We start from the raw sequence: 21,686 nt of genomic DNA, 5'->3' as shown, positions 1-21,686 counted from the left end.
TCCTCGCGCAGAGGGGAACCGCACCGATGGCGACCGGGTCCAGCGCGGCACCGTACGTGCCGGACAGCGGCGGCCTGCGGGCGCTGGAGGAGGCGTCCAGGAGTTGCCGGGGCTGCGACCTCTACCGCGCGGCGAGCCAGACGGTGTTCGGCGCGGGGCCCGCTCCGGCCCGGTTGATGTTCATCGGCGAGCAGCCCGGTGACCGGGAGGACCGGGAGGGGGAGCCGTTCGTCGGCCCGGCGGGCCGGCTGCTGGACCGCGCGTTGGGCGAGGCCGGGATCGACCGGAGCTCGGCGTACCTGACCAACGTGGTGAAGCACTTCAAGTTCGCGCGGGAGGAGCGGGGGAAGCGCCGCATCCACCAGAAGCCGAACGCCGCGGAGATCCGCGCTTGCCGCCCGTGGCTCACGGCGGAGTTCCAGGTCGTGCGCCCCGAGATCGTGGTCTGCCTCGGGGCGACGGCCGCGAAGTCGTTGCTGGGGAGCGGTTTCAGCGTCACCGCGGACCGCGGCGTGCTCCTGGACTTCCCGGACGTGCCCGAGCTCGGCTCGAAGCGGCCCCGCCTGGCGCTGGCCACCGTGCACCCGTCCTCGGTCGTGCGCGCACCGGACCGGCACTCGGCCTTCCGGGGATTGCTGGCGGATCTGGAGGTCGTGGCGCGGGCGTGACAGCAGCGATGCGGGAGCGCACCCCGGCGCCGGGGGAGCGCTCCCGAATCCGCGTGCCCGCCCGGCAGCTGTGTAGGAAGTGGCGCGCGGGGTACGTGACTGGCATGCGATTAGGTGTGCTCGACATCGGTTCCAATTCCGCGCAGTTGCAGATCGTGGACCTTTCCATCCCGGCGCGCCTCCGCTGCCCACCCACGCGGTCAAGGAACCCACGCTGCTGAGCGAGTCGTTCACGGCGGACGGCTCGATAGAGCCCGCGGGCGTCGAGCGCGTGGTGCAGGCCACCGGCCGAGCGCTCGCGGCGGCCCGGCAGTCCTCGGTGGAGCAGCTGTTCGCGTTCGTCACTTCCGCGATCCGCGACGCCGCGAACCGGCACCAGGTCCTGGACCGGCTGGAGCGGGAGACCGGGATCCGCCCGCAGTTCCTCAGCGGTCAGGACGAAGCCAGGCTCACCTACCTCGCGGTGCGCAGCCGGTACGGGTGGTCCGCGGGGCGGCTGCTCGTCGTGGACATCGGCGGCGGGTCGATGGAGATCATGCTCGGCCGCGACGCCGAGCCGGAGCTGGCGGTCTCGCTGCCGCTGGGCGCAGGCCTGCTCACCCGGGAGTTCCTGCCCGACGATCCGCCCACCGGAGAGCAGATCAGCGCACTGCGCAAGCACATTCGCGACACCCTCCGCGAGGTCGTCGACCGGATCCGGTGGGAGGGCGAGCCCGCGCGGGCGATCGGCACTTCGAAGACCTTCAAGCAGCTGGCGCGGCTGGCCGGTGCGCCGCCTCAGCGGAAAGGCCCTTTCGTCCGGCGAGCGCTCTCGGCCAAGGACTTCGGGGACTGGGTGCCGAGGCTGGCCGCGAAGTGCGCGGCGAAGCGGTCGAAGCTGCGAGGCGTTTCTCGCGCGCGGGCCCGCCAGGTCCTCGCCGGCGCGCTCGTCGTCAAGGCGACGATGAAGGCCCTCAACACCACGTCGGTCGAGATCTGCCCGTGGGCCCTGCGAGAAGGGATCATGCTGCACTACCTGCAGACGAAGCTCGACCACATCAGGGAACTGCCGCTGCAGCCCGTGCGGCCGGGCGAGATCGGCGGCTCGCCGCGCGAGGAACCTTCCCGGTCGAGCTGACCGGGTTCCGGCTCCCCGCGACGGGCGATCGCCACCGAACGCGGTCAGCTCCGGATCAGCTGCTCGCGCTTGTGCGTGATCTCGTCGAACAACTGCTGGAACGACGCGGCGAACTTGTCCACGCCTTCGCGCTCCAGCACCGCGGTGACGTCGTCGTAGTCGACGCCGACGGCGGCGAACCGGTCGAGACGGCCGCGCGCCTCGTCCACGCCCTGCTCCAGGGTGTCCGCGACGTGGCCGTGGTCCTGGAAGTCGTCCAGCGTCTCCCGCGTCATCGTGTTCACGGTCTGCGGCCCGATGAGCTCCTCGACGTAGCGCACATCGCGGTACTGCGGGTTCTTCGTCGAGGTCGAAGCCCACAGGCAGCGCTGCGGGGTCGCGCCGGCGGCGGCGAGCTCCTCCCACTCGGGACCCGAGAACAACTCCTTGTAGCTCTGGTAGGCGAGTTTGGCGTTGGCGATGGCCAGGGTGCCCTTGAGCTCATCGTGCCCGCCGATGGCGTCGAGCCTGCGGTCGGCTTCGGTGTCGACGCGCGAGACGAAGAACGACGCCACCGAGGCGACCGATCGCAGGTCTCCGCCGTTGTCCCGCAGCCGCCGCAACCCCCGCAGGTAGGCCTTGCCCGCGGCGCGGTGCCGCTCCAGGGAGAACAGCAGCGTGACGTTGACCGGGATTCCCCTGGCGATGGACTCCTCGATGGCAGGCAGCCCGGCCAGCGTGCCGGGGATCTTCACGAAGAGGTTCGGCCGGTCGATCATCTGGTGCAACCGCGAGACCTCGGCGATGGTGGCCCGGGTGTCGTTCGCCAGGTTCGGGTCGACCTCGAGGGACACCCACCCGCCCAGGTTGTCCTGGTCGTGGTCGAAGACCTCGCGGAGGGTGTCGCACGCGGCCCGGATGTCCTCGCGAGCGATGGCCAGGAAGACCTCCTTGGGGTCGGATTCGGCGGCCAGCAGGTCGCGGAGCTGGTCGTCGTAGAAGTCTCCTTCCGCGATGGCGCCTTGGAAGATCGTCGGGTTGGACGTCACCCCGGCCAGGCCCCGCTCGACGAGGCGGGCCAGGTCGCCGTCGCGGATGAACCGCCTGGACAGGTAGTCGACCCAGGCGCTCTGCCCGTGCTCCGCCAACGCGTGCAGTGGTGTCCTCATGGCTTCTCCCGTACGAGTCGTGTCCAGCGGTCTACCCGGAAGATCCGCCGACCACACCCGGTCGGTCCGCGCGGGCGGCGACTGGGCCGATCGGGTGAACATCGCGGGCGAAATCGATCTACGTCGCGACCGGATGTGTGCGTCGGCGAGGTGCCGGGTAGCGCGCTGGACAGCCGCTGAACGTCGACGAAGTGGAAGGGTGAGCAGCATTGGCCGCGACATCTCGTCTGCCCAAGCCCGTCAGCGAGGCCTGGCACTGGCAGCTCCACGCCGCGTGCCGGGACGTGAACGTCAGCCGCTTCTTCCACCCGGAGAACGAACGCGGTAGCGCACGCGAGGACCGCGAGGAGCAGGCCAAGCAGATCTGCGCCAAGTGCCCGGTGATGCGGCAGTGCCGCGAGCACGCGCTGGCGGCACGTGAACCGTACGGCATCTGGGGCGGCCTGGGTGAGCGGGAGCGACGTGAGCTGATCGACCAGCGCCAGGCCGCGTGATACCGGGGTGCGCAGCCGCGTTCACGCGCCGGAGCGGGCCTGGGCCAGGAGAGAGCTCTCGCCCCTGGCCCAGCGCTCGAGCAGCAGCGCTTCGAGCCTGCCTGCCAGGTGGATCGCGGCGCGCACCCCGAACACGACATCGGTGGCCAGTTCCGGTTCGGCCGTCAGCAGCGGGCCGAGCACGCCGCGTCGGACGAGCTGTTCGTGGACCGCGTCGGCTTCGACGTGCTCGGCGTAGAAGTCGGTGGCCTCGGGTCCGCAGCCCAGCCGCCGCATCGCCCGGACGAGCCGGTCGGAACCCGGCGAGGAGGTCAGCTCGACCGTGGCGAACTGCCCGAGCAGAGCACCTCGCAGGCTGCGGTGCAACCCGCACATCGACATCAGGTTGACCTCGGCGAGCGTTTCGGCGGGCACGACGTCGAGGTGCGCCCCGTAGCGGTCGTCCACGCCGAGAGCGCGCATCATCACGGCGAACAGGTGGGAGTGCATGCGCTCGGGTCGGCCGGCGCCGTACTCGTCGTGCTCGATGGTGACGAAGCACGCTTTGGCGGCCCCGGACAGCCGCGGGATCACCCAGGCCTGCGGATCGGCCTCCTTGAGGTGGTAGAGCGACCGGTGCGTCACGTACTCGCGCAGCTGCCACAGCCGGCCGTCGCGGCGGAGGTGGTGCGTGGCACCCCAGGCGTCCGGTGTCTCGACGAGCAGCCCCCGCAACTCGGCCTCCACGTCGTGGCCGACCGGGATGTCGTCGCGCAGGGCGGTCAGGAACGCCAGCTCGAGTTCTCGGCGCAGCGCCAGCAGCCCGGGATCCCACTCGCGTTCCGGCTCCACACCGCGGAATCCGCGGTAGTGCAGTTCGTACAGGCAGTAGAGGGCGAGCTGCAGGTCCTGCCCGTAGGGATCGGCGTCGTCGTGCGGTGCCGGCGGCGTGCCGTCGCGGAGCGCTTCGACGACTCCGGCTGAGAGCGGGCCGCGGGGAACCGGCAGCTCGGGGGTCTCAGCGCTGCTGACCGTCCCTGTTGGTCTCATCGTTGTCCTTCCGGCGATTTCGGGCGCAGCGGCGGTGGCTGGTGTCGCACATCGGGTAGCGGCGGCTGCCCCGGCAGGTGCACAGCGCGGTGACCGCCCGTTCGGAGCGGATGCGGCTCCCGTCCGGCATGACCAGGTCGACCGGTCCGTGGATGAGCACCGGCCCCTCGCCGGTGATCTCCACGCGCACCGGCGAGCCGTCAGGCACGGCGCGCCTCCACGACGACCAGTTCCTCCTCGCGGCGGCCCGGCTCCAGCAGCTCCCGGCCCTCCAGGAGCGCGGCGCGCGCTCGCATCACCGGCCCGAACGGCACGATCGACCGCTCGATCACCTGCGCCCGCAGGCCGGCTTCGCGCATGCGCGCCACGGTGGCGCTCTCGTCGCACACCTCGGACTGCACGATCAGGACCGTGCCGTCACGGGTGAGCGCCCGGACGGCCCCGGCGCAGATCCGGTCGAGCACCTGCCTGCCGTCCACACCGGCGTCCCAGCAGCGAGCGATCCGGTGCCGGGGGAGCGCCGGGGTGGGTGCGGGCACGTAGGGCGGGTTGGCCAGCACGAGATCGAACGCCTGGCCCCGCACCGGCTCGAAGAGGTCACCGCGGCGCACGACGACCGGGGCCCGGTGCGCGCGGGCGTTGAGCCAGGTCGCGGCGATCGAGCGGAGGGAGAGGTCGACCGCGGTGACCGATGCGGCCCCCGCCCGGGCTGCCGCGAGGGCGAGGGCGCCGGTCCCGCAACCGAGGTCCAGCACGCGGCGGCCACGGGCGTAACCGCCTCGGCGCATGACATCGGCCAGCAGCGATGTGTCGTCGGCTGCCCGGTACACGCCGGGCGGGCGCACGAGGTGCATGCCAAGCCCCATACCCAGCGGCGACCGGGCGAAACGTCAGCCGGTGAATTCAGCGGCGGTGGAACAGGAAGATCCCGTAGCGCCAGCGGTGGTCCGTCCAGGACGAGCCGGGGACGAGGCCGAACTCGCCCATCTCGTCGGCGAGGCGCACCGGGTCGAACTTCGCGGAGATCCCGACGTTGATCACATCACCGGGCCGGAACGCCATGCTGAGGCCCAGCGCGCGGAGTCGCGCCATGTGCTCAGCGGTGGCGTGGAGGTGGCCTTCGACGGCGCGGGTCCGCTCGTCGAAGTGCGCCACGGCCCGGAACCGGTCGAGCGCGAAGTCACCGTCGAAGCGGCGGTTGAGGTGGGCCAGGTGGTTGAGCCGGAAGCGCACGAACGCCGAGCGGCCCGGCGGGTCGTTGTAGCAGCGTTCGAGGACGTGCCCGGGCTTGATCAGGTCCGCGGAGACGAGGAAGCGGTCGCCGGGCGCGAGCGTGCGCGCGATCTCGGCGATCAGCGCGCGGCGTTCGTCCGCGGTGGCGTTTCCCAGCGTGCTCCCCAGCAGCATCGCCGTCACCGGCGAGGCCCGTTCCCGGCGGATCCAGCCCAGCCCTGCTTCGTACCGGCCCCACAGACCTCGCACGGCCACATCCGGGCACTCGGCGGCCAGCGCGTCGCCGCTGGAGACGAGCATCTCGCGGCTGACGTCGATCGGCAGGTACGTCGTGCTCCGCCGGGCGGCGCACGCGGCGAGCAGCGCCCGCGTCTTCTTCCCGCTGCCGCTGCCGAGTTCGGCGACCCACGGCGTGCCGACCGCGTCCGCGATCTCATCGGCGTGCCGCCGCAGCAGATCGCCTTCCACGCGGGTCAGGTAGTAGTCCGGGAGCTCGGTGATCTCCTCGAAGAGCTGCGAGCCGAGCGCGTCGTAGCCGAAGTGCGGTGGGATCCGCGGCGGTGTCTCCCGCAGCGCGGACCGCAGGGAATCACCGTCGGCCCAGAAACCGGTATCGCCGTCCACGGCTTCGATCCCGGTCGTTCCGCCCACTTCGCGCACCTCCTTCGCCGTCCCGCCCTCGGACGGCCGCTGTCGGCAGTGGGGCGCCGGACCAGTGTCGTCGGCAACTCCGGCGTCCGAAACCTGAGCGGTGGTGGAGGAACGCGCTGCGGGAGCGGACCACTCGGCGACCAACACGTCCTGGCGGCCTAGTCCGCGCCACCGCGCCTACTGGCCCCGGGCGCCCAGTGCCTTCACCACGGCTGAAGTCCGGTCGCCGACGTCGAGCTTGGTGAAGAGGTTCCGGAGGTGGTTCTTCACGGTGCGCTCGGAGATGCCCAGCGAACGGGCGATCTGCCGGTTGGAGCGCCCGTGCATCAGCTGATCGAGCACTTCCTTCTCCCGCTTCGTCAGCTGCGGGAGGATCTCGCCGTTCACCGCCACCCGGGCATCGCGATCGCCGTTGCCGGATTGTTCGAGCCGTACGCGCATCGCGACGAGCTGGCTCACGTGGTCCAGCACGTGCCGCATCGCGCGGGAGTGTTCGACGGCCTCGTGCAGCAGAGCGGCAATCGCCCGGTCCAGCGCCCGGTCGTCGGTACGGCCCATCAAGCGCCTCCACTCTTCGCACGGCCCGGTCGTCGAGACGGGCTCACCGGCGCCCGGTTGCCGACCGCTCACCCCTTATTTCGCCACGTGATCGGCCCAGCAGTTCGGCGCGGCGGGCAAATCGCTCGAATGCCGACCGGGTTGACCCGGATAGCCGAACGCCGCCCGGTTCCGGCACCCCGTCCGGAAGGGTTGGGCCGAATTGTTCATGGCACCGCGCACTCCGCCGCTCGTAGCGTCGCCGTCGTCCCGGAAGTCCACGAGCGAGAGGAGTGCACGATGTCGGCTCCGCCAGAGGTGAGCGGGGCGTTGCCACGTTCTTCACCAGGATTCTGCGGCCAGATCCCGGATTCCGGGCTGGACGCGACGACGGCCTCCGACGTCGTCCGGAAGAGATTGCGCGGCGACTGCGACCCGGTCCGCAATCTCGCCACCTTCCTGACCACGACCATCGAACCGGAGGCCCAGCGGCTCTTCCACGACTACGCGAACTTCAACCTGGTCGATCGCGAGCAGTACCCGGCGGTCGGCGAACTGGTGCGCGACTGCGTGCGGATGATCGGTGCGCTCTGGCACGGTGACGCGCGCCGGGTGGTCGGCAGCGCGACCACCGGTTCCAGCGAGGCAGCGCTGCTGGCCGGTGCGGCACTGCTGCGGCGCTGGCAGCAGCGCGCCGGAAGCGATGGGATGCGCCCCAACCTCGTCATGGGTGCGGGCGCGCACGCCTGCTGGCAGAAGTTCTGCCGGCACTGGGGCGTGGAAGCGCGCATCGCACCGGCGGCACCGGGCCGCATCGGCCTGGACGGGCGCAGCGCCGCCGAGCTGTGCGACGAGGCGACCATCGGCGTCGTCGCCGTGTTCGGAACCACATTGGACGGTCGCTACGAGCCGGTCCGGGAGATCGCCGCGGAGCTCGACGCGCTCGAGCGGCAACGCGGGATCGACGTGCCCGTCCACGTCGACGCGGCATCCGGCGGGTTCATCGCGCCGTTCCTGGACAGCGAGCTGCGGTGGGACTTCCAGCTCCCGCGCGTGGCGTCCATCAACGCTTCGGGCCACAAGTCCGGTCTCGTCCCGCCAGGACTGGGCTGGCTGCTGTGGCGGGACGGCAGCTGGCGCCGACCGGAACTGGGGCAGCGGATCAACTACCTCGGTGGCGACGAGACGCACTACGAGTTGAGCTTCTCCAGGCCGGCCGCTCCGGTGGTCCTCCAGTACTACAACTTCGTCCGGCTGGGATTCACCGGTTTTCGCGCCGTGCACGAGCGCTGCCGGGCCCTGGCGCGGCAGTTGGCCGCCCGCTTGCACGACAGCGGCCGGTTCCGGCTGCTCTCGGACGGCAGCGAGTTGCCGGTGGTCGCCGTGACCGCCGGGCCGGAGCTGAAGTTGGGGCAGTTGGCGATGCACCTCGCGGACCGGGGGTGGGCGGTGCCCGTCTACGCGCTTCCCGGCGAGCTCGACGACGTCGAGGTGATGCGGGTCGTCGTCCGCAGCGATCTCAGCTCGGCAGAAGTGGAACGTTTCTCCGCCGCGGTCGAAGAATTCGTCGCCGCGGCGAACTGATCGAGAGGAGTAGCCATGCGTCCTGTGCGCATCGTCAGCAGCTTGCGCCACCGCGAGCCGCCGGAACCCGGCACCGGACTGCGGCTGTCGCTGTTCCAGGCGGAGAACCCGGCCGGCTCGCCGGATGCGGTGATGGCGAACCTGGCCAGGATGGAGGAGGCGGTGGCGCTGGCCGCGAGCTACGGCACCCAGCTCTGCGTCTTCCCGGAGTGCTTCAACACCGGCTACGCGCTCGGCCCCGATGAGTGCCGGCTGCTGGCGGAGTCCTGCGTGGGCCAATCCGTCCGGCTGGCCCGCAAGCTGTCGCAGCAGCACGGGGTGGGGATCGTGCTGCCCTACGTGGAGCGATCGGAAACCGGTGCCTTGCACGACTCGGTGGCGATCGCCGTCGGCGGGCGGCTCTGCGCCAACTACCGCAAGACGCACCTGTACGGCGCCGCCGAGCGCGCGAACTTCACGCCCGGCGACGACCTGCCGCCGGTCGTCGAGGTGAACGGCTTCCCGGTCGGCGTGCTCAACTGCTACGAGTGCGAGTTCCCGCCGCTGTACCAGAGCCTGGCCGACCGCGGTGCGCGGCTGATCGTCGGACCCACCGCCGCGGACCGGCACTTCACGCTCCACGACGGGACGCCGACGCTGGTGCCCTACCCCGACGCCACGGAGCACATCATCCCGGCGATGGCCGCGGTGTGGCGGGTGTTCGTGGCCTACGCCAACCGGCGCGGCTGGGAGGTCTCGGACCGCGGGCAGTGGGAGTACCGCGGCAATTCCGGGATCTGGGCGCCCGACGGCACCGCGGTGGTGTCGGCAGGCCCGGCCGAGCGGGCGGTGGACTCGCTGCTGGTGGCCGATTGCCTGCCGCAGGCCGTCCACCCGTTCAGCCCCGAGGGCGACCACCTCGCGGACTCGCGGATGCGGCCGCCGGAGCACCTGCTGCCTGCGGGCTGACGGACCCGCGCTGATCGGCGACCTCGGCCATCGGCGCCAGCCGCACGCCCTCGGCGTCGAACCGGTCGCGGATCGCCTGCGCGACCTCGACCGCGTTCGGCCGGTCGCCGTGCAGGCAGATGGTGTCCGCGTCGACGGCGATCGCGGTGCCCGCGGTGGAGGTGACCTCGCCCCGGAGCACCGCGATCGCCTGGTCGGCGCAGTGCTGCGGTGATTTGGGCCGGGGCTCCGGTTCGATGACGATGTGCCCGGAGTCGTCGTAGTCCAGGTCGGCGAACGCCTCCCGGACCACGGGGAAGCCGCGCTCGTGGAGGCGGTCGGCGACGGGCCCGGCGAGGAGCACGACCCGGACACCGGGAGCGGCCGTGGCGATCGCCTCCACGACGGCCTCGGCGACGCGCTCGTCCTTCATCGTCAGGCCGTACAGCGCGCCGTGCGGTTTGACGTGCGAAACGGTCGCACCGCGGGCCTCGGCGATCGCCCGGAGCGCGCCGAACTGGTAGAGGCACGCGCGGGCGGCTTCGACCGGGTTCATCGACAGCGCGCGCCTGCCGAAGCCCACGAGGTCGGGGAAGCCGGGGTGGGCGCCGAGCGACGTCCCGCCGTCCAGCGCCAGCTCCACGGACCGGTCCATCGTCGACGGATCACCGGCGTGCCAGCCGCAGGCGATGTTCACCGAGGTGACGAGCGGGATGAGGCGGGCGTCGTCGCCGAGCCGCCACCGTCCGAAGCTCTCCCCGGCATCCGCGTTCAGATCGACGAGCGTGCGCACGAGGCCACCTCCTGATCAGCTGTTGCGGTAGGAACCGGGTTCCCCGCACGCAGGGTGGCCACACCGCGCTGCGCTCACACGAAGGTGGATCGTTCAGCCACGACCGCACTGCGTCGAGCAGTGCCGCACCGCATCCTCGACTCGCACCCGGCGGCCGAGGAGGTGTGATCGTGAGCGCATCGGAAGTCCGGTTGCCCCCGGCCCGCTACGAGCACGGCGGCGACGAGTTCGTCTTCGTCGAGCTCGACCAGGAGATGAGCCTGGAGGCCAACCTCAAGGCGATGGCGATCACCGGGGCGCTGCGGCGGGAGGACATCGACGGGATCATCGACATCTGCCCGTCCAACGCCTCGTACCTGATCAGGCTGGATCCCGACCGGCTGCACCCGGCCGATCTGGTCGACCACCTGCGCGCGCTGGAGCACTCGGCGGGGCGGCTCCCGGACGATCACGCGGTGCGGACCCGCATCGTCGACGTGCCGGTGCTCTTCGACGATCCGTGGACCCGCGAGACGCTGCTGAAGTTCCGCGACCGGCACCAGGACCCGAGCGCGACCGACCTCGAATACGCCGCCCGCATCAACGGTTTCGCCGACGTCCGGGCGCTGATCGACGCGATCACCTCGGCGCCGTTCCTGGTGACCATGCTCGGTTTCGTCCCAGGACTGCCGTTCTGCTACCAGATGGTGCCGCGCGAGCGGCAGATCGAGGTGCCCAAGTACGTGCGCCCGCGCACCGACACACCGGAGCGGGCCTTCGGCTACGGCGGGGCTTTCGCCGTGGTCTACCCGGTGCGCGGCGCCGGTGGCTACCAGCTCTTCGGGATCGCCCCCGCCCCGGTGTTCGACCTGGCGCAGCGGCTGCCGGACTTCGCCGAGGACATCGCCTTCCCGCGGCCCAGCGACGTCCTGCGGTACCGGGCCGTCGACCGCGACGAGTACGACCGCACCCGCGCCGAGGTCGAGGCCGGGCAGTTCCGCTACCGGATCCGCGAGGCGGAGTTCCTGCCCGCGGAGCTGCTCGCCGATCCCGACGCGGTGAACACCCGGCTGCTGGAGGTGCTGTACCGGTGAACGAACTGATCGTGCGCTCCGGCGGTTTGTCCACGACGGTGCAGGACACCGGTCGCGACGGCCAGTACGCCATCGGGATGCCTCCGTCGGGAGCGATGGACCAGTACTCCTTCGCGGTGGCCAACGCGCTGGTCGGCAACCCGCCCGGCGCTGCCGCGCTGGAGGCCACCTACCTCGGGCCGGAGCTGGAGTTCACCGATCCGCGCAGCGTCGCGGTGACCGGCGCGGACTGCGACGTCGCGATCAACGGCGAGCCCGCCCCGACCTGGACGGCCTTGCGGGTGTCGGCCGGTGACGTGCTGTCCTTCGGGCAGGTCCGGGGCGGTGCTCGGCCCTACGTCGCGGTGGGCGGTGGGATCGACGTGCCGCTCTACCTGGGGTCGCGCTCGACCTACCTGCTCACCGGCATCGGCGGCTTCCAGGGGCGCGCGCTGGCCGGTGGCGACCGGCTGCCGCTGGGAGAGGCCGCGGGTGGAGCACCGGCGGCGGGGACGGAAGTGCCCGGCGAACTGCGGGCCGAGTTGCCGGATGTCACCGAACTGCGGTTCGTGGCCGGGCTTTGCGCCTACCGGTTGACCGAGCGGGCGCTGGCGTCGTTCGTCGAGGTGGAGTGGAAGGTCACCAAGGACGCCGATCGCGTCGGCTACCGGCTGCGCGGCGGATCGCTGGAATTCGTAGAACGCGAGCAGCCGTTCGGCGCCGGTCGCGACCAGGCCAACGTCGTCGACCTCGGCTATCCCGTCGGCTCGGTGCAGGTGCCGGGCGGCGACGAACCGATCGTGCTGCTCAACGACGCGGTGACCGGGGGTGGCTACGCGACCATCGGCACGGTGATCTCGGTCGACCGGGACCGCATGGCCCAGGCCAGGACGGGCGGCCGGGTGCGGTTCGCGCCTGTGGACGTCGAGACGGCGGTGGCCGCCCGCCGGGAACGGCGGGTGCGGCTGGACAAGGCGCGGGCGGCGGTGTCCGCCGAACAGCGGTGAACAGGGGGTACTCATGTCCACAGTGGAAGCTCACGTGCCGGGTGTGTTCTACCGGCGGCCCTCGCCCGATGCGGCGCCGTTCATCGAAGCGGGCGGCGTCGTGGAGGCCGGGCAGACGATCGCGCTGATCGAGGTCATGAAGACCTTCAACGAGGTGAAGGCCGAGAAGTCCTGCCGGGTCAGCAAGATCCTGCTCGACGACGGCGACGAGGTGGACGTCGGGCAGACGATGTTCGAGGTCGACGAGCCATGACCGGCCTGCGGAGAGTGCTGGTGGCCAACCGCGGTGAGATCGCGGTGCGGATCGTCCGCGCCTGCCACGCGGCCGACGTCGAGGCCGTCGCGGTGTACTCCGACGCGGACGAGAACGCCCGCTGGGTGCGGCTCGCCGACGAGGCGGTGCACATCGGGAGGTCCGCCGCGCAGAAGTCCTACTTGGACTCCGATGCGCTGCTCAAGGCGGCGCGCTCCGCCGACGTGGAAGCGGTGCACCCCGGTTACGGCTTCCTGTCGGAGAACGCCGCTTTCGCCCGGGCGATCGTCGAGGCCGGGCTGGTGTTCGTCGGGCCACCGCCTTCGGCGATGGAGCAGATGGGCGACAAGGCGGCCGCACGTCGGGCGGCGCAGGCCGCCGGCGTTCCGGTGGTGCCGGGAAGCGGTCCGGTCGACGATCCGGACGACGCCGTCCGCGCGGCCGAGGAGGTCGGTTACCCGCTGCTGGTCAAGGCGGCGGCGGGCGGCGGAGGCCGGGGGATCCGGCCGGTCGCCGACGCGGCCGAGCTGGTCGACGTGCTGCCCGGGGCGCGGGCCGAGGCGCGTTCGGCGTTCGGCGACGGGACGGTCTACCTCGAGCGCGCGGTCCCCGGGGCGCGGCACGTGGAGGTGCAGGTGCTCGCCGACGAGCACGGGAACGCGGTGCACCTCTTCGAGCGGGACTGCTCGGTGCAACGGCGTCGGCAGAAGCTGCTCGAAGAGGCGCCCGCGTCGGACCTGCGCGAAAGCACCCGGCAGGCGATCACCTCGGCCGCGGTGCGGTTGGCCGAGCACGTCGGGTACCGCAACGCCGGAACGGTGGAGTTCCTCGTCGACGCCGACGAGAACTTCTACTTCATCGAGATGAACACCCGCGTCCAGGTCGAGCACCCGATCACCGAGGCGATCACCGGTGTCGACGTCATCGCCGAACAGCTGAGGATCGCCGGTGGCGCGGTGTTGGCCCTGGATCAGGATTCGATCGAGCGGCGCGGCGTCGCGATCGAAATGCGCATCAACGCAGAGGATCCGGAGCGCGACTTCGCGCCGACGCCCGGCGAGATCACCGCGTTGCACCTGCCCGGCGGCCCCGGCGTGCGAGTGGACACCGGAATCGCGCAGGGCGACCGGATCAGCCCGTTCTACGACTCGCTGATCGCCAAGCTCATCTGCTGGGGAGCCGACCGAGAGCAGGCTTACGCCAGAGCGCGGCAGGCGCTGTCCGAGTTCCACGTCGAAGGCGTCGCGAGCACCATCTCGCTGCACCGCGGGCTGACCGCCGATCCGCGGCTCCGCGCCGGTCCGGTCCACACCGGATGGCTGGAGGAAACCCGCGCCGGGGACTGAGGCGCCCGCGAGGCCGCGGCGGTTTCGTCCGCTCTGCGAACGGGTATTCAGCGGGGAGCCACCGTCCGAGCGGGACGGCTGGTCTTCCGGGGTGGCGCTGATCGCGACTGGTCCGGCCGCTGAGGCCGGGCCAGTCGCATGCGCGGTGTTCGTCCCGGCCGTCGACCACCCTGGCCGAGAACAACCGAAACGACGGGAATGGCCCGAACGAGCGGGTGTCGGTCGAGGAGAGGGGCCGGTGATGGAAACGACGAGTCGCGCGGTCGGCGGTCTGGTCAACTACGTCCGGAGCGTGGCCGGAGATCTGGACGACGAGGTCAGCGAGATCGACGTCGACGTCGACGGCGGTCTGGCCACGGTGATCATCCAGCTGAACTCGCGCGTGCCGACGCTGGTCGGCTTCCCGCTGCTGCTGACCTGGGACGAGGTCAGCGGTTGGGCGTTGCGGGTGGAGGCCGGCGGAGCCGGGCGGACCGTGTCGCTGGAATTCCTCGGTGAGAACGTCCTGCCGCCGCCGGAGGCGGTGCAGGAGTTCCTGCGGGACGCGATCCTGGGGCGCAACCCGGGCACGCCGGTGGCGCCTGCGTTCCGGCTGCCCAACTCCGATGACGGCCTGGAGCGCCGGCTCGCCGGATTCGACTGCTGAGGGGGCGGGCGACATGGGCAGGTGGTACATCCGGCCGCTGGCCGACGGCTGGTGGAAGATCCTGAGCCCCGCCAAGGTGCAGGCAGCGGCTCCGCTGCCCACCGAGGCACAAGCTTTCGCCGCCGCCTACGTCATGGTGGGTGACGAAGGCGGCGGCGAGCTCGCAGTGCTGGCGGACGACGAGCAACCCTGCTGCGTGCACCAGGTGCCGCCGACCAGCTCGCCCTACTGCACGACTGCCGCGGGATTCGGCGAGGACGAGCAGCGGCTCGCGGCCGCGCACATCAGGTGCCGCTGACCGAGCGCATCAAGCGTTCTCGTTCTTGAGGCGCTTCTGCAGGAGTTCCTTGCCCTGTTCCCCTGCCTTGTGGTTGTTGTGCTGGATCTTGCGGAACCACTCGGCGAGTTCTTCGTCGCCCTGCTTCTCGGCGTCCGCGATGTAGGTCTCCATGATCCAGACGTGTTGCAGCGACTCCTGCAGCACCGTGATCAGGTTGTAGTTCTTGTCCTTGACGGGGCTGCTCGGCTTGTCGGTCATGGCGCGCTCCTACAGATCGGGTTTCCTCTCTCCCATGGCGTTCCCGCCGGGTCCACCGCCCCAAACGTCGGCGGATCTCGGAGGAATGGCGAGGACACCGGCCGGGAACCCCTGGACCGTCCAAACGGCGATCTCGCCGTGGTTTTCGGAGCCGCGCGGAGCGAAGCATGAGTGCTGATCGACCATCCCGGGTGAGGGCGGACGAGGAACAGGCGGACCGGTACCGGGGCAGCGCGCAACGGCCGCTGAGCGGCTACCTGGTGGTGATGGGCGCGTTCGTCGCGGTCGTCTCCGGGGCTGCCGGAGTCGCGCGGGGCGCCGGGCGGCGACTGCCCTCGTCGCTGCCGGTGTTCGACGTGGTGCTGCTGACGGTGGGCACGCACAAGGTCTCCCGGACGCTGACCAAGGACGCCGTGACGAGTCCGCTGCGTTCTCCGTTCGCGCGGTACGCCGGGCAGTCCGGCCCCTCGGAGGTCGCCGAGGAGGTGCGCAAACCGAGCCAGCTGCGGCACGCGATCGGGGAGCTGGTCACCTGCCCGTTCTGCTTGGACCTCTGGATCGCCACCGGGTTCATGATCGGCATGGTCTTCGCGCCGCGGCTCACGCGGACGGTGGCGACCACGTTCTCCGTTCTGGCCGGGGCCGACTTCCTGCAGCTGTGCTACGACCGGCTGCAGTCCGGATCGTGATCGTCCGCCAGGGAGAACGGCAGCATATCCAGGCAGCGCCGGTACTTGCGGATCAGTTCGGCCTCGTCCTGCGCGGCCAGGTAGAGGGCGGCGAGCTCGAAGCTGTAGCTGTCCTGCCCGTGCAGATCGGAAAGGCGGTGCCCTCGATCGGCGATGATGTCCACGATCGCTTCGGGGAAGGTGCTGCGGAGGCGCTCGACGTCCTCCTCCGACGGCACGCTCCGGACCACGGCATCGGTGAAGGTCCGCATGAACCACTTGGCCGCTACGGCGAAGTCGCCCTGGCGGTGCGGCATGAACGGCTCCTCGCCCAGCGCGAGCTTGACCATGCACAGGTGGTTGGGAGCTCCGTCGACGAACTCGAACAGCGGGGCGTGGGACTGGGACAGGCGCGGGTTGATCTCCAGGATGTTGAGCTCGTCCTGGTCCGGATCCCAGAAGTACTCGATGTTGAAGGCCGAGGAGGACAGGCCGATCTGGCGGATGACGTCTGCGGAGATCGCCGCGATCCGGTCCTGGACGTCCGCGGGCAGCTTGGACGGGTACTGGTAGCGGAGGAAGCTGGAGGAGTCCGGGTAGCACAGCGAATCGACGATTCCGTACACCTGCGGTCCCGCGTCGGCGCAGTAGCCCTCGGCCGTGAGCTGAACACCGCCGACCTCCTCCTCGGCCAGGCACGCCAGGCCGCCGATCTCGGCGATCTCCGGCGGCAGTTCGAGCATGGAGAGCAGGAAGTCGAAGGCCTCGCCCACCCGGCACGCGCCCCGGCGGATCTCGGTGGCCGCTTCCGCCAGCTCGCCGGGATCTTCCACCTTGAACGCGAGGTCCGAGGAGAACGACTTGACCGGCTTCACCCACATCGGGAACGACAGGCCGGGTGGCGGATGCGGGTCGTCGAGGTCGATGATCCCGAACCCGGGGTGGGAATCGGTGACCTTGCGCTGCTCGAGCCGGCTCCAGTACTTGTGCTCGCACTTGACCACCGATTCGAGGCTCGGCCCCGGCAGGCCCGAGCGGGTGGCCAGGATCGGAACCATGGAGCTGACGGGGAAGTCCCAGTAGCCGACGATCGCGTCCACCGGGAACCCGAAGGAGTCGAGCCGGTCCTGCGCCTCGTCGAGCAGGCGGGCGAGCGAGACATCGCCCAGCATCAGCTCTTCCCTCGTCAGCAAGGCGTGGAACCGGTACGGCTCGGAGCGCGCGATCTCCCGCAGCAGCGCCAGGTTTCGCTCGTCCAGGCCGAGGACGGCGATGTTCTTCGTCCGGTCTTCCACGCCTGGGGCCTACCCCGTCGAGGTGTCCGCTATCCCGATCGGGAACTGCCGCTTCTCACGAGGTGACCGCTCCGCTGGTGTTCAGGGCTTCGTGGAGCGGCCGGCGGTGCAGTTCGGCCAGCGGAGCCAGCAGATCGGGGTGCCGGAGCAGGGCAGCGGCGTCCAGCTCCCGTCCGCTGGGCGAAGTGAGCCGGCGGAAGTGGTCCGGGACGGCCGGGCCGTTCCGGGCGACGAGCACCTCGACCGCCCTCGCGGCCAAGGTCGGTTCGCCGAGCAGGCAGGCCGCCCAGCTCGCGACGACCTCGTCGACCCAGGTCCGCCACGCGTGGTCCTCGGCGCTGGGAGCAGTCGCGTTGCCCGCGATCAGCACGTCCAGGCGGCTGGAGCCACCCGGGCCGGCGATCAGCACGAGATCGGTGTCGACGGGCGTCGGGTAGCGCAGCCAGGCCGCCGCGGTCACCGCCTGTTCGGCTTGAGCCTGCACCAGCGCGCGGCTGAGGGCTCCGTCGGCGGGCGCCGGGTAGGCGTTGGTGAGCCAGCGCGCGGTGGCCGTGATGATCGGGGAGAGGGCCGCGGACAAGTCGGGACCTCGCTTTCTCGCTGTTCGGGGACAGCTGCCCCTCACGGTAGCCACCTCGCTGACCTGCGAGAAGGGTGCGGCGGAGAGATGAGGTGAAGCGCACGCCAACACTGACCACCGGCATCGCGCGGTGCGAAATTCACCCACCACCGGGCGCGAGAAAAAGCCCGGTGGCTGCGTGCGCAACCACCGGGCGAGCTCGGGAGGCCAGCACGGCCAGGTCGTGGTCAGGACTCTCCTCGCTCCGGTGGCGGGGGCCGCACGTCGGTCTCCGGGTCGTCGTCGGCGGGCGGTTCCGCTTCGAGCGACTCATCGGCCCGCGTGGGGTGGCCGCTGCGGAGGTGCCCCTCGACCTCCTTCTCGAGCTCGTCGTCCTTGCGAGGTCCGTGCTTGTCCGATTCGCGTGGCATCAGAGCCCCTCCTCACAGTGGATCAGTCGGCGGAACCGGCTTCCGGGTTCTGCGGGACCGCTCGCTCGACCTCATCGCTGTCCTCGTAGGTGCCCTCCGGGATTCCTCGCAGGGCGAGCAGCGTCCTGGCGCCGGTGCCGCGCTCTCGTGCGTACTCGACGAGTTCCTCCTTGGAAGCGGGAAAGTCCGCTCCCTGCAGGGCTTTGCGAACCCGTCGATCGTCGGCCTTGGTCATCGGGCCTCCCTCCCGTGTGGTTCCCGACCGGCCTCGGGTACCCGGCGCGCTCGTCCGGCTATCAGGTCGGGCCGTGCCGGGTACAGCTCGAGTGGAAGCGGTCGACCGTTCGAGGGCGGGGTGTTCGAGGTGCGGATCGGGATGGCGCGAGAGGTGAAGATCGGGCCCGTGCGCTGGCGGCGAGGGCCGCTGGGCGCGACGAGCTGGACGCTGCGGCTCGGTCCGTGGTCGTGGACCGGCCGCCGGCGCTCCAGCCGCCGATCCCGCAAGTCCCGGTTCCGGCGATGAGCGGCTGCCTGGTTTGCCGGTCTTCCGCCCGCGGGCATCCCTCGGGTGCGCACTTTCCCGATCCTGATGACCGAGGAGGAGTGGGGACGACATGACGCAGGGCATGACGCAGCAAGGCGACATGGTCGACGTCCTGGTCAAGGACCACCGGGCGGTCGAGAGCGCCTTCCAGGAGTACGAACGCGGTGGTCTGTCCGAGCAGGCCCGCCGAGGACTCGTCGACCACATCATCACGGAGCTGGTCCGGCACTCGGTCGCGGAGGAGCAGTACCTCTACCCGACCGCTCGCAAGAGCCTGCCCGACGGGGACTCGGTCGCCGACCACGAGATCCAGGAGCACGCCGAAGCCGAAGAGGTCATGAAGCAGCTTGAGGGGATGGAACCGTCGGAGGCGGAGTACGACCGGCTCGTCCGCAAGCTGATCGAGGACATCAGGCACCACGTCGACGACGAGGAGCGGGACCTGTTCCCGCGGTTGCAGCGCAGCTGCTCTGCCGAGGAGATGATGGAACTCGGCTCGAAGATCACCAAGGCCAAGGAGCGGGCGCCCACCCGGCCGCACCCCTCGGCACCGGACAAGCCTCCGGCGAACATGATCCTGGACCCGGGCGCGGGCATGGTCGATCGCCTGCGGGACAGCTTGTCCGGACGCGATCGGTGAGATCCGCGCTGCTGCCCTTCCCGCGCCGGGAAGGCAGCAGCGCGCGCAACGCCGGTTCTAGAACCAGTGCTTGCGGCCCGCGATGGCGTGGCCGGTACCACCGGCGATGGCCAGGACGGCGCCCACGACGACCGCGACGATGCCGAGGGTCCAGATGATCTGGATCCCGGTGAGGAACCCGATGAGGAGCAGGATGATTCCCAGCGTGATCATGATCGTCCTTTCTCCTGGTGGGATGTTGTGCACTTTCCCCCGTTCCCCGGAAGTACCCGTCATCGAGGAGTTCCATACGAGCCGTCCCGTGCCCTGAACGTTCAAGGAGGCCCGCCGCGGGTATCTCTGGGGCAGGCGGAACGCCCCGCGTTCCGCGAACAGCCGAGATGGCGAAGGAAGAGGTAGCGGTCATGCCCGCACGGGAAGAGCTCCCCTCGACGCTGCGCCGCTCCCCGAAGGGAGCCCAGGAGACCTGGATCAAGGCGCACGACAGCGCTGTCGAGTCCTACGGGGAAGGGCGGCGTGCTCACCAGACGGCCTACTCCGCCTTGAAGCACAAGTACGAGAAGGTCGGCGACCGGTGGATTCCCAAGCAGCGCAAGGGACCGTCGGACGAGCAGGCCGAGCGCGGCGCCGGACAGCCGGCGAAGCCCACCAGCGGTGGCGTCGACGCGAACGCGAGCAAGAGCCACCTCTACGAGGAGGCCCGGGAACTCGGCATCTCGGGCCGCTCGAAGATGACCAAGCACCAGCTCGTCGACGCGCTGCGCAAGGAGAGCGACCGCAAGACCAAGCGGGCGCGGTCGTGATGGCCGCACCCGCGGAACCGGGCGCGCGCAGTGCACGTCACCGGGTTCCGGTCCAGCTGCGCGATGGAGCCCGGCGTTGTGGTCGGGCGGGAGTTCTGGGAGCGGTCATGCGCTACGACGCCTTCGTCGCGGAGGTGGAGCACCGGACCGGGTTGAGCGGAGGCGAGGCGGCGGCGCTCGGCCGGGTGGCCCTGCGGACGCTGGCCGAGCGCATCCCCCGGGAACCGCGGTCGGCCTCGCGGAGGCGTTGCCCGCCGAGCTGGCCGGACAGCTACTCGGTGGGCGCTCCCCGGACCCGGAGGAGTTCGACATCTGCGAGTTCATCAGCCGGGTCAGCGAGCGCTCCGGGCTCGATGCGCCGCAGAGCACCTACGGGGCGCGCGTCGTGTTCGGGCTGGTCCACGGGATGGCCGCCCGCCGGGCGGTGGACGCGGTCCGGGAGGCGCTCAGCTGCGACCTGCGCGTCCTGTTCGACGCGGGCAGCGCCGACCGGCCCGCGGTGTGAGAAGCGCTCGACAGAGTTCGGAGGTGCGCGTGAAGGCACTGACTTGGCAAGGACCGCGGAACGTGCAGGTGACCGAGGTGCCCGACCCCCGCATCGAAGCGGACACCGACGCGATCATCGCGGTGACCACCACCGCGATCTGCGGCTCCGACCTGCACCTGTACGAACTGCTCGCGCCCTTCCTGGAGCCCGGGGACGTGCTCGGGCACGAGGCGATGGGCATCGTCCGGGAAACGGGCTCGGCGGTCGAGCACATCAAGCCGGGCGACCGGGTGGTGGTCCCGTTCAACATCTCCTGCGGCCATTGCTGGATGTGCGACCGCGGCCTGTTCGCGCAGTGCGAGACGACGCAGGTGCGCGAGCACGGCAGCGGTGCGGCGCTGTTCGGGTACACCAAGCTCTACGGCAGCGTGCCGGGCGGCCAGGCCGACCTGCTGCGCGTGCCCCAAGCCCAGTTCGGCCCGATCAAGGTGCCCGACGGGCCACCGGACGAGCAGTTCGTCTTCCTCTCCGACGTGCTCCCCACGGCCTGGCAGGCGGTGGCGTACGCCGCCGTCCCGGAGGCGGGCACGGTGCTGGTGTTCGGGCTCGGACCGATCGGCCAGATGTGCGCCCGGATCGCCGCTTTCCGCGGCGCCCGGGTGATCGGCGTCGATCTCGTGCCCGAGCGCCTGGAGATGGCGTCGCGCCACGGGATCGAGGTGATCGACGCGCGCGACGTGGAGGACGTGCCGGGCGCGGTCCGGGACATGACCGACGGGCGCGGGGCCGATTCGGTGATCGATGCGGTCGGCATGGAAGCCCACGGCTCGCCCGGAGCCGAGTTCGCGCAGAAGCTGGTCAGCTCCCTGCCCGGCGCCATCGCCGAGCCGATGATGACCAAGGCGGGGGTGGACAGGCTGACGGTTCTGCACCAGTGCATCGATGCGGTGCGGCGTGGCGGGACGATCTCGGTCAGCGGCGTCTACGCCGGTACGGCCGACCCGATGCCGATGCTGGCGATGTTCGACAAGGGCGTGCGGATCAGCATGGGGCAGGCGCACGTGAAGCGGTGGATCGGTGATCTGCTGCCGCTGGTCCAGGACGAGTCCGACCCGCTCGGCGTGCGCGATCTCGCCACTCACCGGTTGTCCCTGGACGACGCGCCGCACGGCTACGACATCTTCCAGCGCAAGGAGGACGGAGCCGTGAAGGTGCTGCTGAGCCCCGGCGACTGAG

Annotated in this window: 29 protein-coding genes; 16 read left to right on the top strand and 13 right to left on the bottom strand. The window is 70.8% G+C overall.

Annotated elements, in window-relative coordinates; genetic code table 11:
- The first annotated feature begins 26 nt into the window (after nucleotides 1-26).
- Together C4T78_RS11560 and C4T78_RS11555 are read left to right on the top strand one after the other, a co-directional pair.
- The gene (locus tag C4T78_RS11560) at nucleotides 27-668 is read left to right on the top strand and encodes a UdgX family uracil-DNA binding protein (protein WP_093356793.1); all 642 of its coding nucleotides are present in this window, start codon (nucleotides 27-29) and stop codon (nucleotides 666-668) included.
- Nucleotides 669-939: 271 nt separating this feature from the next.
- Entirely contained in the window at nucleotides 940-1,785 is an 846-nt protein-coding gene (locus C4T78_RS11555; RefSeq protein WP_235863774.1) for a Ppx/GppA family phosphatase, read from the top strand.
- Nucleotides 1,786-1,829: 44 nt separating this feature from the next.
- Here C4T78_RS11555 and tal read toward each other — a convergent pair whose 3' ends face one another.
- Nucleotides 1,830-2,933 (bottom strand): transaldolase, encoded by a 1,104-nt coding sequence (gene tal, locus C4T78_RS11550; protein WP_093356791.1) that lies wholly within the window; start codon nucleotides 2,931-2,933, stop codon nucleotides 1,830-1,832.
- Between the two features lie 209 nt (nucleotides 2,934-3,142).
- Between tal and C4T78_RS11545 the strand changes: the two genes are divergently transcribed.
- On the top strand, nucleotides 3,143-3,427 hold the full coding sequence (locus C4T78_RS11545) for a WhiB family transcriptional regulator (protein WP_093356790.1): 285 nt from the start codon (nucleotides 3,143-3,145) through the stop codon (nucleotides 3,425-3,427).
- A 21-nt stretch (nucleotides 3,428-3,448) separates the two neighbouring features.
- Here the strand turns inward: C4T78_RS11545 and C4T78_RS11540 are convergent, their stop codons facing one another.
- The 5 genes from C4T78_RS11540 to C4T78_RS11520 all read right to left on the bottom strand — a co-directional run bounded on the left by C4T78_RS11540 (nucleotide 3,449) and on the right by C4T78_RS11520 (nucleotide 6,898).
- A complete protein-coding gene (locus C4T78_RS11540; RefSeq protein WP_093356789.1) occupies nucleotides 3,449-4,456 on the bottom strand; it encodes an iron-containing redox enzyme family protein in 1,008 nt (335 codons plus the stop codon).
- Nucleotides 4,425-4,664: a CDGSH iron-sulfur domain-containing protein gene (locus C4T78_RS11535; RefSeq protein WP_177247743.1), complete on the bottom strand. Its 240-nt coding sequence runs from the start codon at nucleotides 4,662-4,664 to the stop codon at nucleotides 4,425-4,427. The genes C4T78_RS11540 and C4T78_RS11535 overlap by 32 nt, the downstream gene beginning before the upstream one ends.
- A complete protein-coding gene (locus C4T78_RS11530; RefSeq protein WP_177247742.1) occupies nucleotides 4,657-5,310 on the bottom strand; it encodes a HemK2/MTQ2 family protein methyltransferase in 654 nt (217 codons plus the stop codon). The genes C4T78_RS11535 and C4T78_RS11530 overlap by 8 nt, the downstream gene beginning before the upstream one ends.
- Before the next feature lie 49 nt (nucleotides 5,311-5,359).
- Complete coding sequence (locus C4T78_RS11525) at nucleotides 5,360-6,340, bottom strand: L-histidine N(alpha)-methyltransferase (protein ID WP_235863773.1); 981 nt, start codon at nucleotides 6,338-6,340, stop codon at nucleotides 5,360-5,362.
- Between the two features lie 177 nt (nucleotides 6,341-6,517).
- Nucleotides 6,518-6,898 (bottom strand): LuxR C-terminal-related transcriptional regulator, encoded by a 381-nt coding sequence (locus C4T78_RS11520; protein WP_093356787.1) that lies wholly within the window; start codon nucleotides 6,896-6,898, stop codon nucleotides 6,518-6,520.
- A 279-nt stretch (nucleotides 6,899-7,177) separates the two neighbouring features.
- Between C4T78_RS11520 and gad the strand changes: the two genes are divergently transcribed.
- Complete coding sequence (gene gad / locus C4T78_RS11515; protein WP_093356785.1) at nucleotides 7,178-8,461, top strand: glutamate decarboxylase; 1,284 nt, start codon at nucleotides 7,178-7,180, stop codon at nucleotides 8,459-8,461.
- A 15-nt stretch (nucleotides 8,462-8,476) separates the two neighbouring features.
- Nucleotides 8,477-9,409: a nitrilase-related carbon-nitrogen hydrolase gene (locus C4T78_RS11510; protein WP_093356784.1), complete on the top strand. Its 933-nt coding sequence runs from the start codon at nucleotides 8,477-8,479 to the stop codon at nucleotides 9,407-9,409.
- On the opposite strand, the gene C4T78_RS11505 is transcribed toward C4T78_RS11510, so the two are convergent.
- Complete coding sequence (locus tag C4T78_RS11505; protein ID WP_093356783.1) at nucleotides 9,339-10,181, bottom strand: LamB/YcsF family protein; 843 nt, start codon at nucleotides 10,179-10,181, stop codon at nucleotides 9,339-9,341. The two genes, C4T78_RS11510 and C4T78_RS11505, sit on opposite strands and share 71 nt — an antisense overlap.
- Before the next feature lie 170 nt (nucleotides 10,182-10,351).
- Here C4T78_RS11505 and C4T78_RS11500 point away from each other — a divergent pair, with 170 nt between their 5' ends.
- From C4T78_RS11500 to C4T78_RS11475, 6 genes are all read left to right on the top strand, one after another.
- Nucleotides 10,352-11,254 (top strand): 5-oxoprolinase subunit B family protein, encoded by a 903-nt coding sequence (locus C4T78_RS11500; protein WP_093356903.1) that lies wholly within the window; start codon nucleotides 10,352-10,354, stop codon nucleotides 11,252-11,254.
- Entirely contained in the window at nucleotides 11,251-12,240 is a 990-nt protein-coding gene (locus C4T78_RS11495; RefSeq protein WP_093356782.1) for a 5-oxoprolinase subunit C family protein, read from the top strand. Before C4T78_RS11500 ends, C4T78_RS11495 begins: the two co-directional genes overlap by 4 nt.
- A gap of 13 nt (nucleotides 12,241-12,253) precedes the next feature.
- Nucleotides 12,254-12,493, top strand: coding sequence for an acetyl-CoA carboxylase (locus tag C4T78_RS11490; RefSeq protein ID WP_093356780.1), 240 nt, complete (start codon nucleotides 12,254-12,256; stop codon nucleotides 12,491-12,493).
- Entirely contained in the window at nucleotides 12,490-13,839 is a 1,350-nt protein-coding gene (locus tag C4T78_RS11485; RefSeq protein ID WP_093356778.1) for an acetyl-CoA carboxylase biotin carboxylase subunit, read from the top strand. Before C4T78_RS11490 ends, C4T78_RS11485 begins: the two co-directional genes overlap by 4 nt.
- A gap of 241 nt (nucleotides 13,840-14,080) precedes the next feature.
- The gene (locus C4T78_RS11480) at nucleotides 14,081-14,485 is read left to right on the top strand and encodes a DUF6292 family protein (RefSeq protein WP_093356777.1); all 405 of its coding nucleotides are present in this window, start codon (nucleotides 14,081-14,083) and stop codon (nucleotides 14,483-14,485) included.
- 13 nt (nucleotides 14,486-14,498) lie between these two features.
- Nucleotides 14,499-14,783, top strand: coding sequence for a DUF2188 domain-containing protein (locus C4T78_RS11475; protein WP_093356776.1), 285 nt, complete (start codon nucleotides 14,499-14,501; stop codon nucleotides 14,781-14,783).
- Between the two features lie 9 nt (nucleotides 14,784-14,792).
- Here the strand turns inward: C4T78_RS11475 and C4T78_RS11470 are convergent, their stop codons facing one another.
- The gene (locus tag C4T78_RS11470; protein WP_093356774.1) at nucleotides 14,793-15,023 is read right to left on the bottom strand and encodes a hypothetical protein; all 231 of its coding nucleotides are present in this window, start codon (nucleotides 15,021-15,023) and stop codon (nucleotides 14,793-14,795) included.
- 167 nt (nucleotides 15,024-15,190) lie between these two features.
- On the opposite strand from C4T78_RS11470, the gene C4T78_RS11465 reads away from it, so the two are divergent.
- The gene (locus tag C4T78_RS11465; protein WP_093356773.1) at nucleotides 15,191-15,712 is read left to right on the top strand and encodes a DUF1360 domain-containing protein; all 522 of its coding nucleotides are present in this window, start codon (nucleotides 15,191-15,193) and stop codon (nucleotides 15,710-15,712) included.
- Here C4T78_RS11465 and C4T78_RS11460 read toward each other — a convergent pair.
- The 4 genes from C4T78_RS11460 to C4T78_RS11445 all read right to left on the bottom strand — a co-directional run bounded on the left by C4T78_RS11460 (nucleotide 15,685) and on the right by C4T78_RS11445 (nucleotide 18,211).
- On the bottom strand, nucleotides 15,685-16,986 hold the full coding sequence (locus tag C4T78_RS11460; protein WP_093356771.1) for an ATP-grasp domain-containing protein: 1,302 nt from the start codon (nucleotides 16,984-16,986) through the stop codon (nucleotides 15,685-15,687). The genes C4T78_RS11465 and C4T78_RS11460 overlap by 28 nt on opposite strands.
- Before the next feature lie 55 nt (nucleotides 16,987-17,041).
- Complete coding sequence (locus tag C4T78_RS11455) at nucleotides 17,042-17,566, bottom strand: hypothetical protein (RefSeq protein ID WP_093356770.1); 525 nt, start codon at nucleotides 17,564-17,566, stop codon at nucleotides 17,042-17,044.
- Nucleotides 17,567-17,793: 227 nt separating this feature from the next.
- Nucleotides 17,794-17,976 carry a hypothetical protein gene (locus C4T78_RS11450; protein WP_093356768.1) on the bottom strand — a complete coding sequence of 61 codons (183 nt, stop codon included), beginning with the start codon at nucleotides 17,974-17,976 and terminating at the stop codon, nucleotides 17,794-17,796.
- A 22-nt stretch (nucleotides 17,977-17,998) separates the two neighbouring features.
- On the bottom strand, nucleotides 17,999-18,211 hold the full coding sequence (locus tag C4T78_RS11445; protein ID WP_093356767.1) for a DUF2795 domain-containing protein: 213 nt from the start codon (nucleotides 18,209-18,211) through the stop codon (nucleotides 17,999-18,001).
- Nucleotides 18,212-18,590: 379 nt separating this feature from the next.
- On the opposite strand from C4T78_RS11445, the gene C4T78_RS11440 reads away from it, so the two are divergent.
- Entirely contained in the window at nucleotides 18,591-19,160 is a 570-nt protein-coding gene (locus C4T78_RS11440; RefSeq protein WP_177247741.1) for a hemerythrin domain-containing protein, read from the top strand.
- Between the two features lie 57 nt (nucleotides 19,161-19,217).
- Here C4T78_RS11440 and C4T78_RS11435 read toward each other — a convergent pair whose 3' ends face one another.
- Complete coding sequence (locus C4T78_RS11435; protein ID WP_235863772.1) at nucleotides 19,218-19,373, bottom strand: DUF6131 family protein; 156 nt, start codon at nucleotides 19,371-19,373, stop codon at nucleotides 19,218-19,220.
- Between the two features lie 191 nt (nucleotides 19,374-19,564).
- Here C4T78_RS11435 and C4T78_RS11430 point away from each other — a divergent pair, with 191 nt between their 5' ends.
- The 3 genes from C4T78_RS11430 (at nucleotide 19,565) to C4T78_RS11420 (ending at nucleotide 21,685) form a co-directional block, all read left to right on the top strand.
- Complete coding sequence (locus C4T78_RS11430) at nucleotides 19,565-19,963, top strand: ChaB family protein (RefSeq protein ID WP_093356764.1); 399 nt, start codon at nucleotides 19,565-19,567, stop codon at nucleotides 19,961-19,963.
- A 76-nt stretch (nucleotides 19,964-20,039) separates the two neighbouring features.
- Nucleotides 20,040-20,468, top strand: a complete 429-nt coding sequence (locus C4T78_RS37005; protein ID WP_093356762.1) for a DUF2267 domain-containing protein — start codon at nucleotides 20,040-20,042, stop codon at nucleotides 20,466-20,468.
- Nucleotides 20,469-20,497: 29 nt separating this feature from the next.
- Nucleotides 20,498-21,685 carry a zinc-dependent alcohol dehydrogenase gene (locus tag C4T78_RS11420; protein ID WP_093356761.1) on the top strand — a complete coding sequence of 396 codons (1,188 nt, stop codon included), beginning with the start codon at nucleotides 20,498-20,500 and terminating at the stop codon, nucleotides 21,683-21,685.
- Nucleotide 21,686 lies beyond the last annotated feature (1 nt).

This window comes from Saccharopolyspora kobensis (genome assembly GCF_900108315.1).
Lineage (GTDB): Bacteria > Actinomycetota > Actinomycetes > Mycobacteriales > Pseudonocardiaceae > Saccharopolyspora > Saccharopolyspora kobensis.
Note: the sequence above shows the minus strand (reverse complement) of the source record. Positions and strands in the feature narration are given on the sequence as shown.

Bases quoted from the DNA above. Each gene is read 5' to 3' on its own strand.
- C4T78_RS11560 (WP_093356793.1), top strand. From the start codon at position 27: ATGGCGACCGGGTCCAGCGCGGCACCGTACGTGCCGGACAGCGGCGGC.
- tal (WP_093356791.1), bottom strand. From the start codon at position 2,933: ATGAGGACACCACTGCACGCGTTGGCGGAGCACGGGCAGAGCGCCTGG.
- C4T78_RS11540 (WP_093356789.1), bottom strand. From the start codon at position 4,456: ATGAGACCAACAGGGACGGTCAGCAGCGCTGAGACCCCCGAGCTGCCG.
- C4T78_RS11530 (WP_177247742.1), bottom strand. From the start codon at position 5,310: ATGCACCTCGTGCGCCCGCCCGGCGTGTACCGGGCAGCCGACGACACA.
- C4T78_RS11520 (WP_093356787.1), bottom strand. From the start codon at position 6,898: ATGGGCCGTACCGACGACCGGGCGCTGGACCGGGCGATTGCCGCTCTG.
- gad (WP_093356785.1), top strand. From the start codon at position 7,178: ATGTCGGCTCCGCCAGAGGTGAGCGGGGCGTTGCCACGTTCTTCACCA.
- C4T78_RS11510 (WP_093356784.1), top strand. From the start codon at position 8,477: ATGCGTCCTGTGCGCATCGTCAGCAGCTTGCGCCACCGCGAGCCGCCG.
- C4T78_RS11490 (WP_093356780.1), top strand. From the start codon at position 12,254: ATGTCCACAGTGGAAGCTCACGTGCCGGGTGTGTTCTACCGGCGGCCC.
- C4T78_RS11485 (WP_093356778.1), top strand. From the start codon at position 12,490: ATGACCGGCCTGCGGAGAGTGCTGGTGGCCAACCGCGGTGAGATCGCG.
- C4T78_RS11480 (WP_093356777.1), top strand. From the start codon at position 14,081: ATGGAAACGACGAGTCGCGCGGTCGGCGGTCTGGTCAACTACGTCCGG.
- C4T78_RS11475 (WP_093356776.1), top strand. From the start codon at position 14,499: ATGGGCAGGTGGTACATCCGGCCGCTGGCCGACGGCTGGTGGAAGATC.
- C4T78_RS11470 (WP_093356774.1), bottom strand. From the start codon at position 15,023: ATGACCGACAAGCCGAGCAGCCCCGTCAAGGACAAGAACTACAACCTG.
- C4T78_RS11465 (WP_093356773.1), top strand. From the start codon at position 15,191: ATGAGTGCTGATCGACCATCCCGGGTGAGGGCGGACGAGGAACAGGCG.
- C4T78_RS11450 (WP_093356768.1), bottom strand. From the start codon at position 17,976: ATGCCACGCGAATCGGACAAGCACGGACCTCGCAAGGACGACGAGCTC.
- C4T78_RS11445 (WP_093356767.1), bottom strand. From the start codon at position 18,211: ATGACCAAGGCCGACGATCGACGGGTTCGCAAAGCCCTGCAGGGAGCG.
- C4T78_RS11440 (WP_177247741.1), top strand. From the start codon at position 18,591: ATGACGCAGGGCATGACGCAGCAAGGCGACATGGTCGACGTCCTGGTC.
- C4T78_RS11435 (WP_235863772.1), bottom strand. From the start codon at position 19,373: ATGATCACGCTGGGAATCATCCTGCTCCTCATCGGGTTCCTCACCGGG.
- C4T78_RS11430 (WP_093356764.1), top strand. From the start codon at position 19,565: ATGCCCGCACGGGAAGAGCTCCCCTCGACGCTGCGCCGCTCCCCGAAG.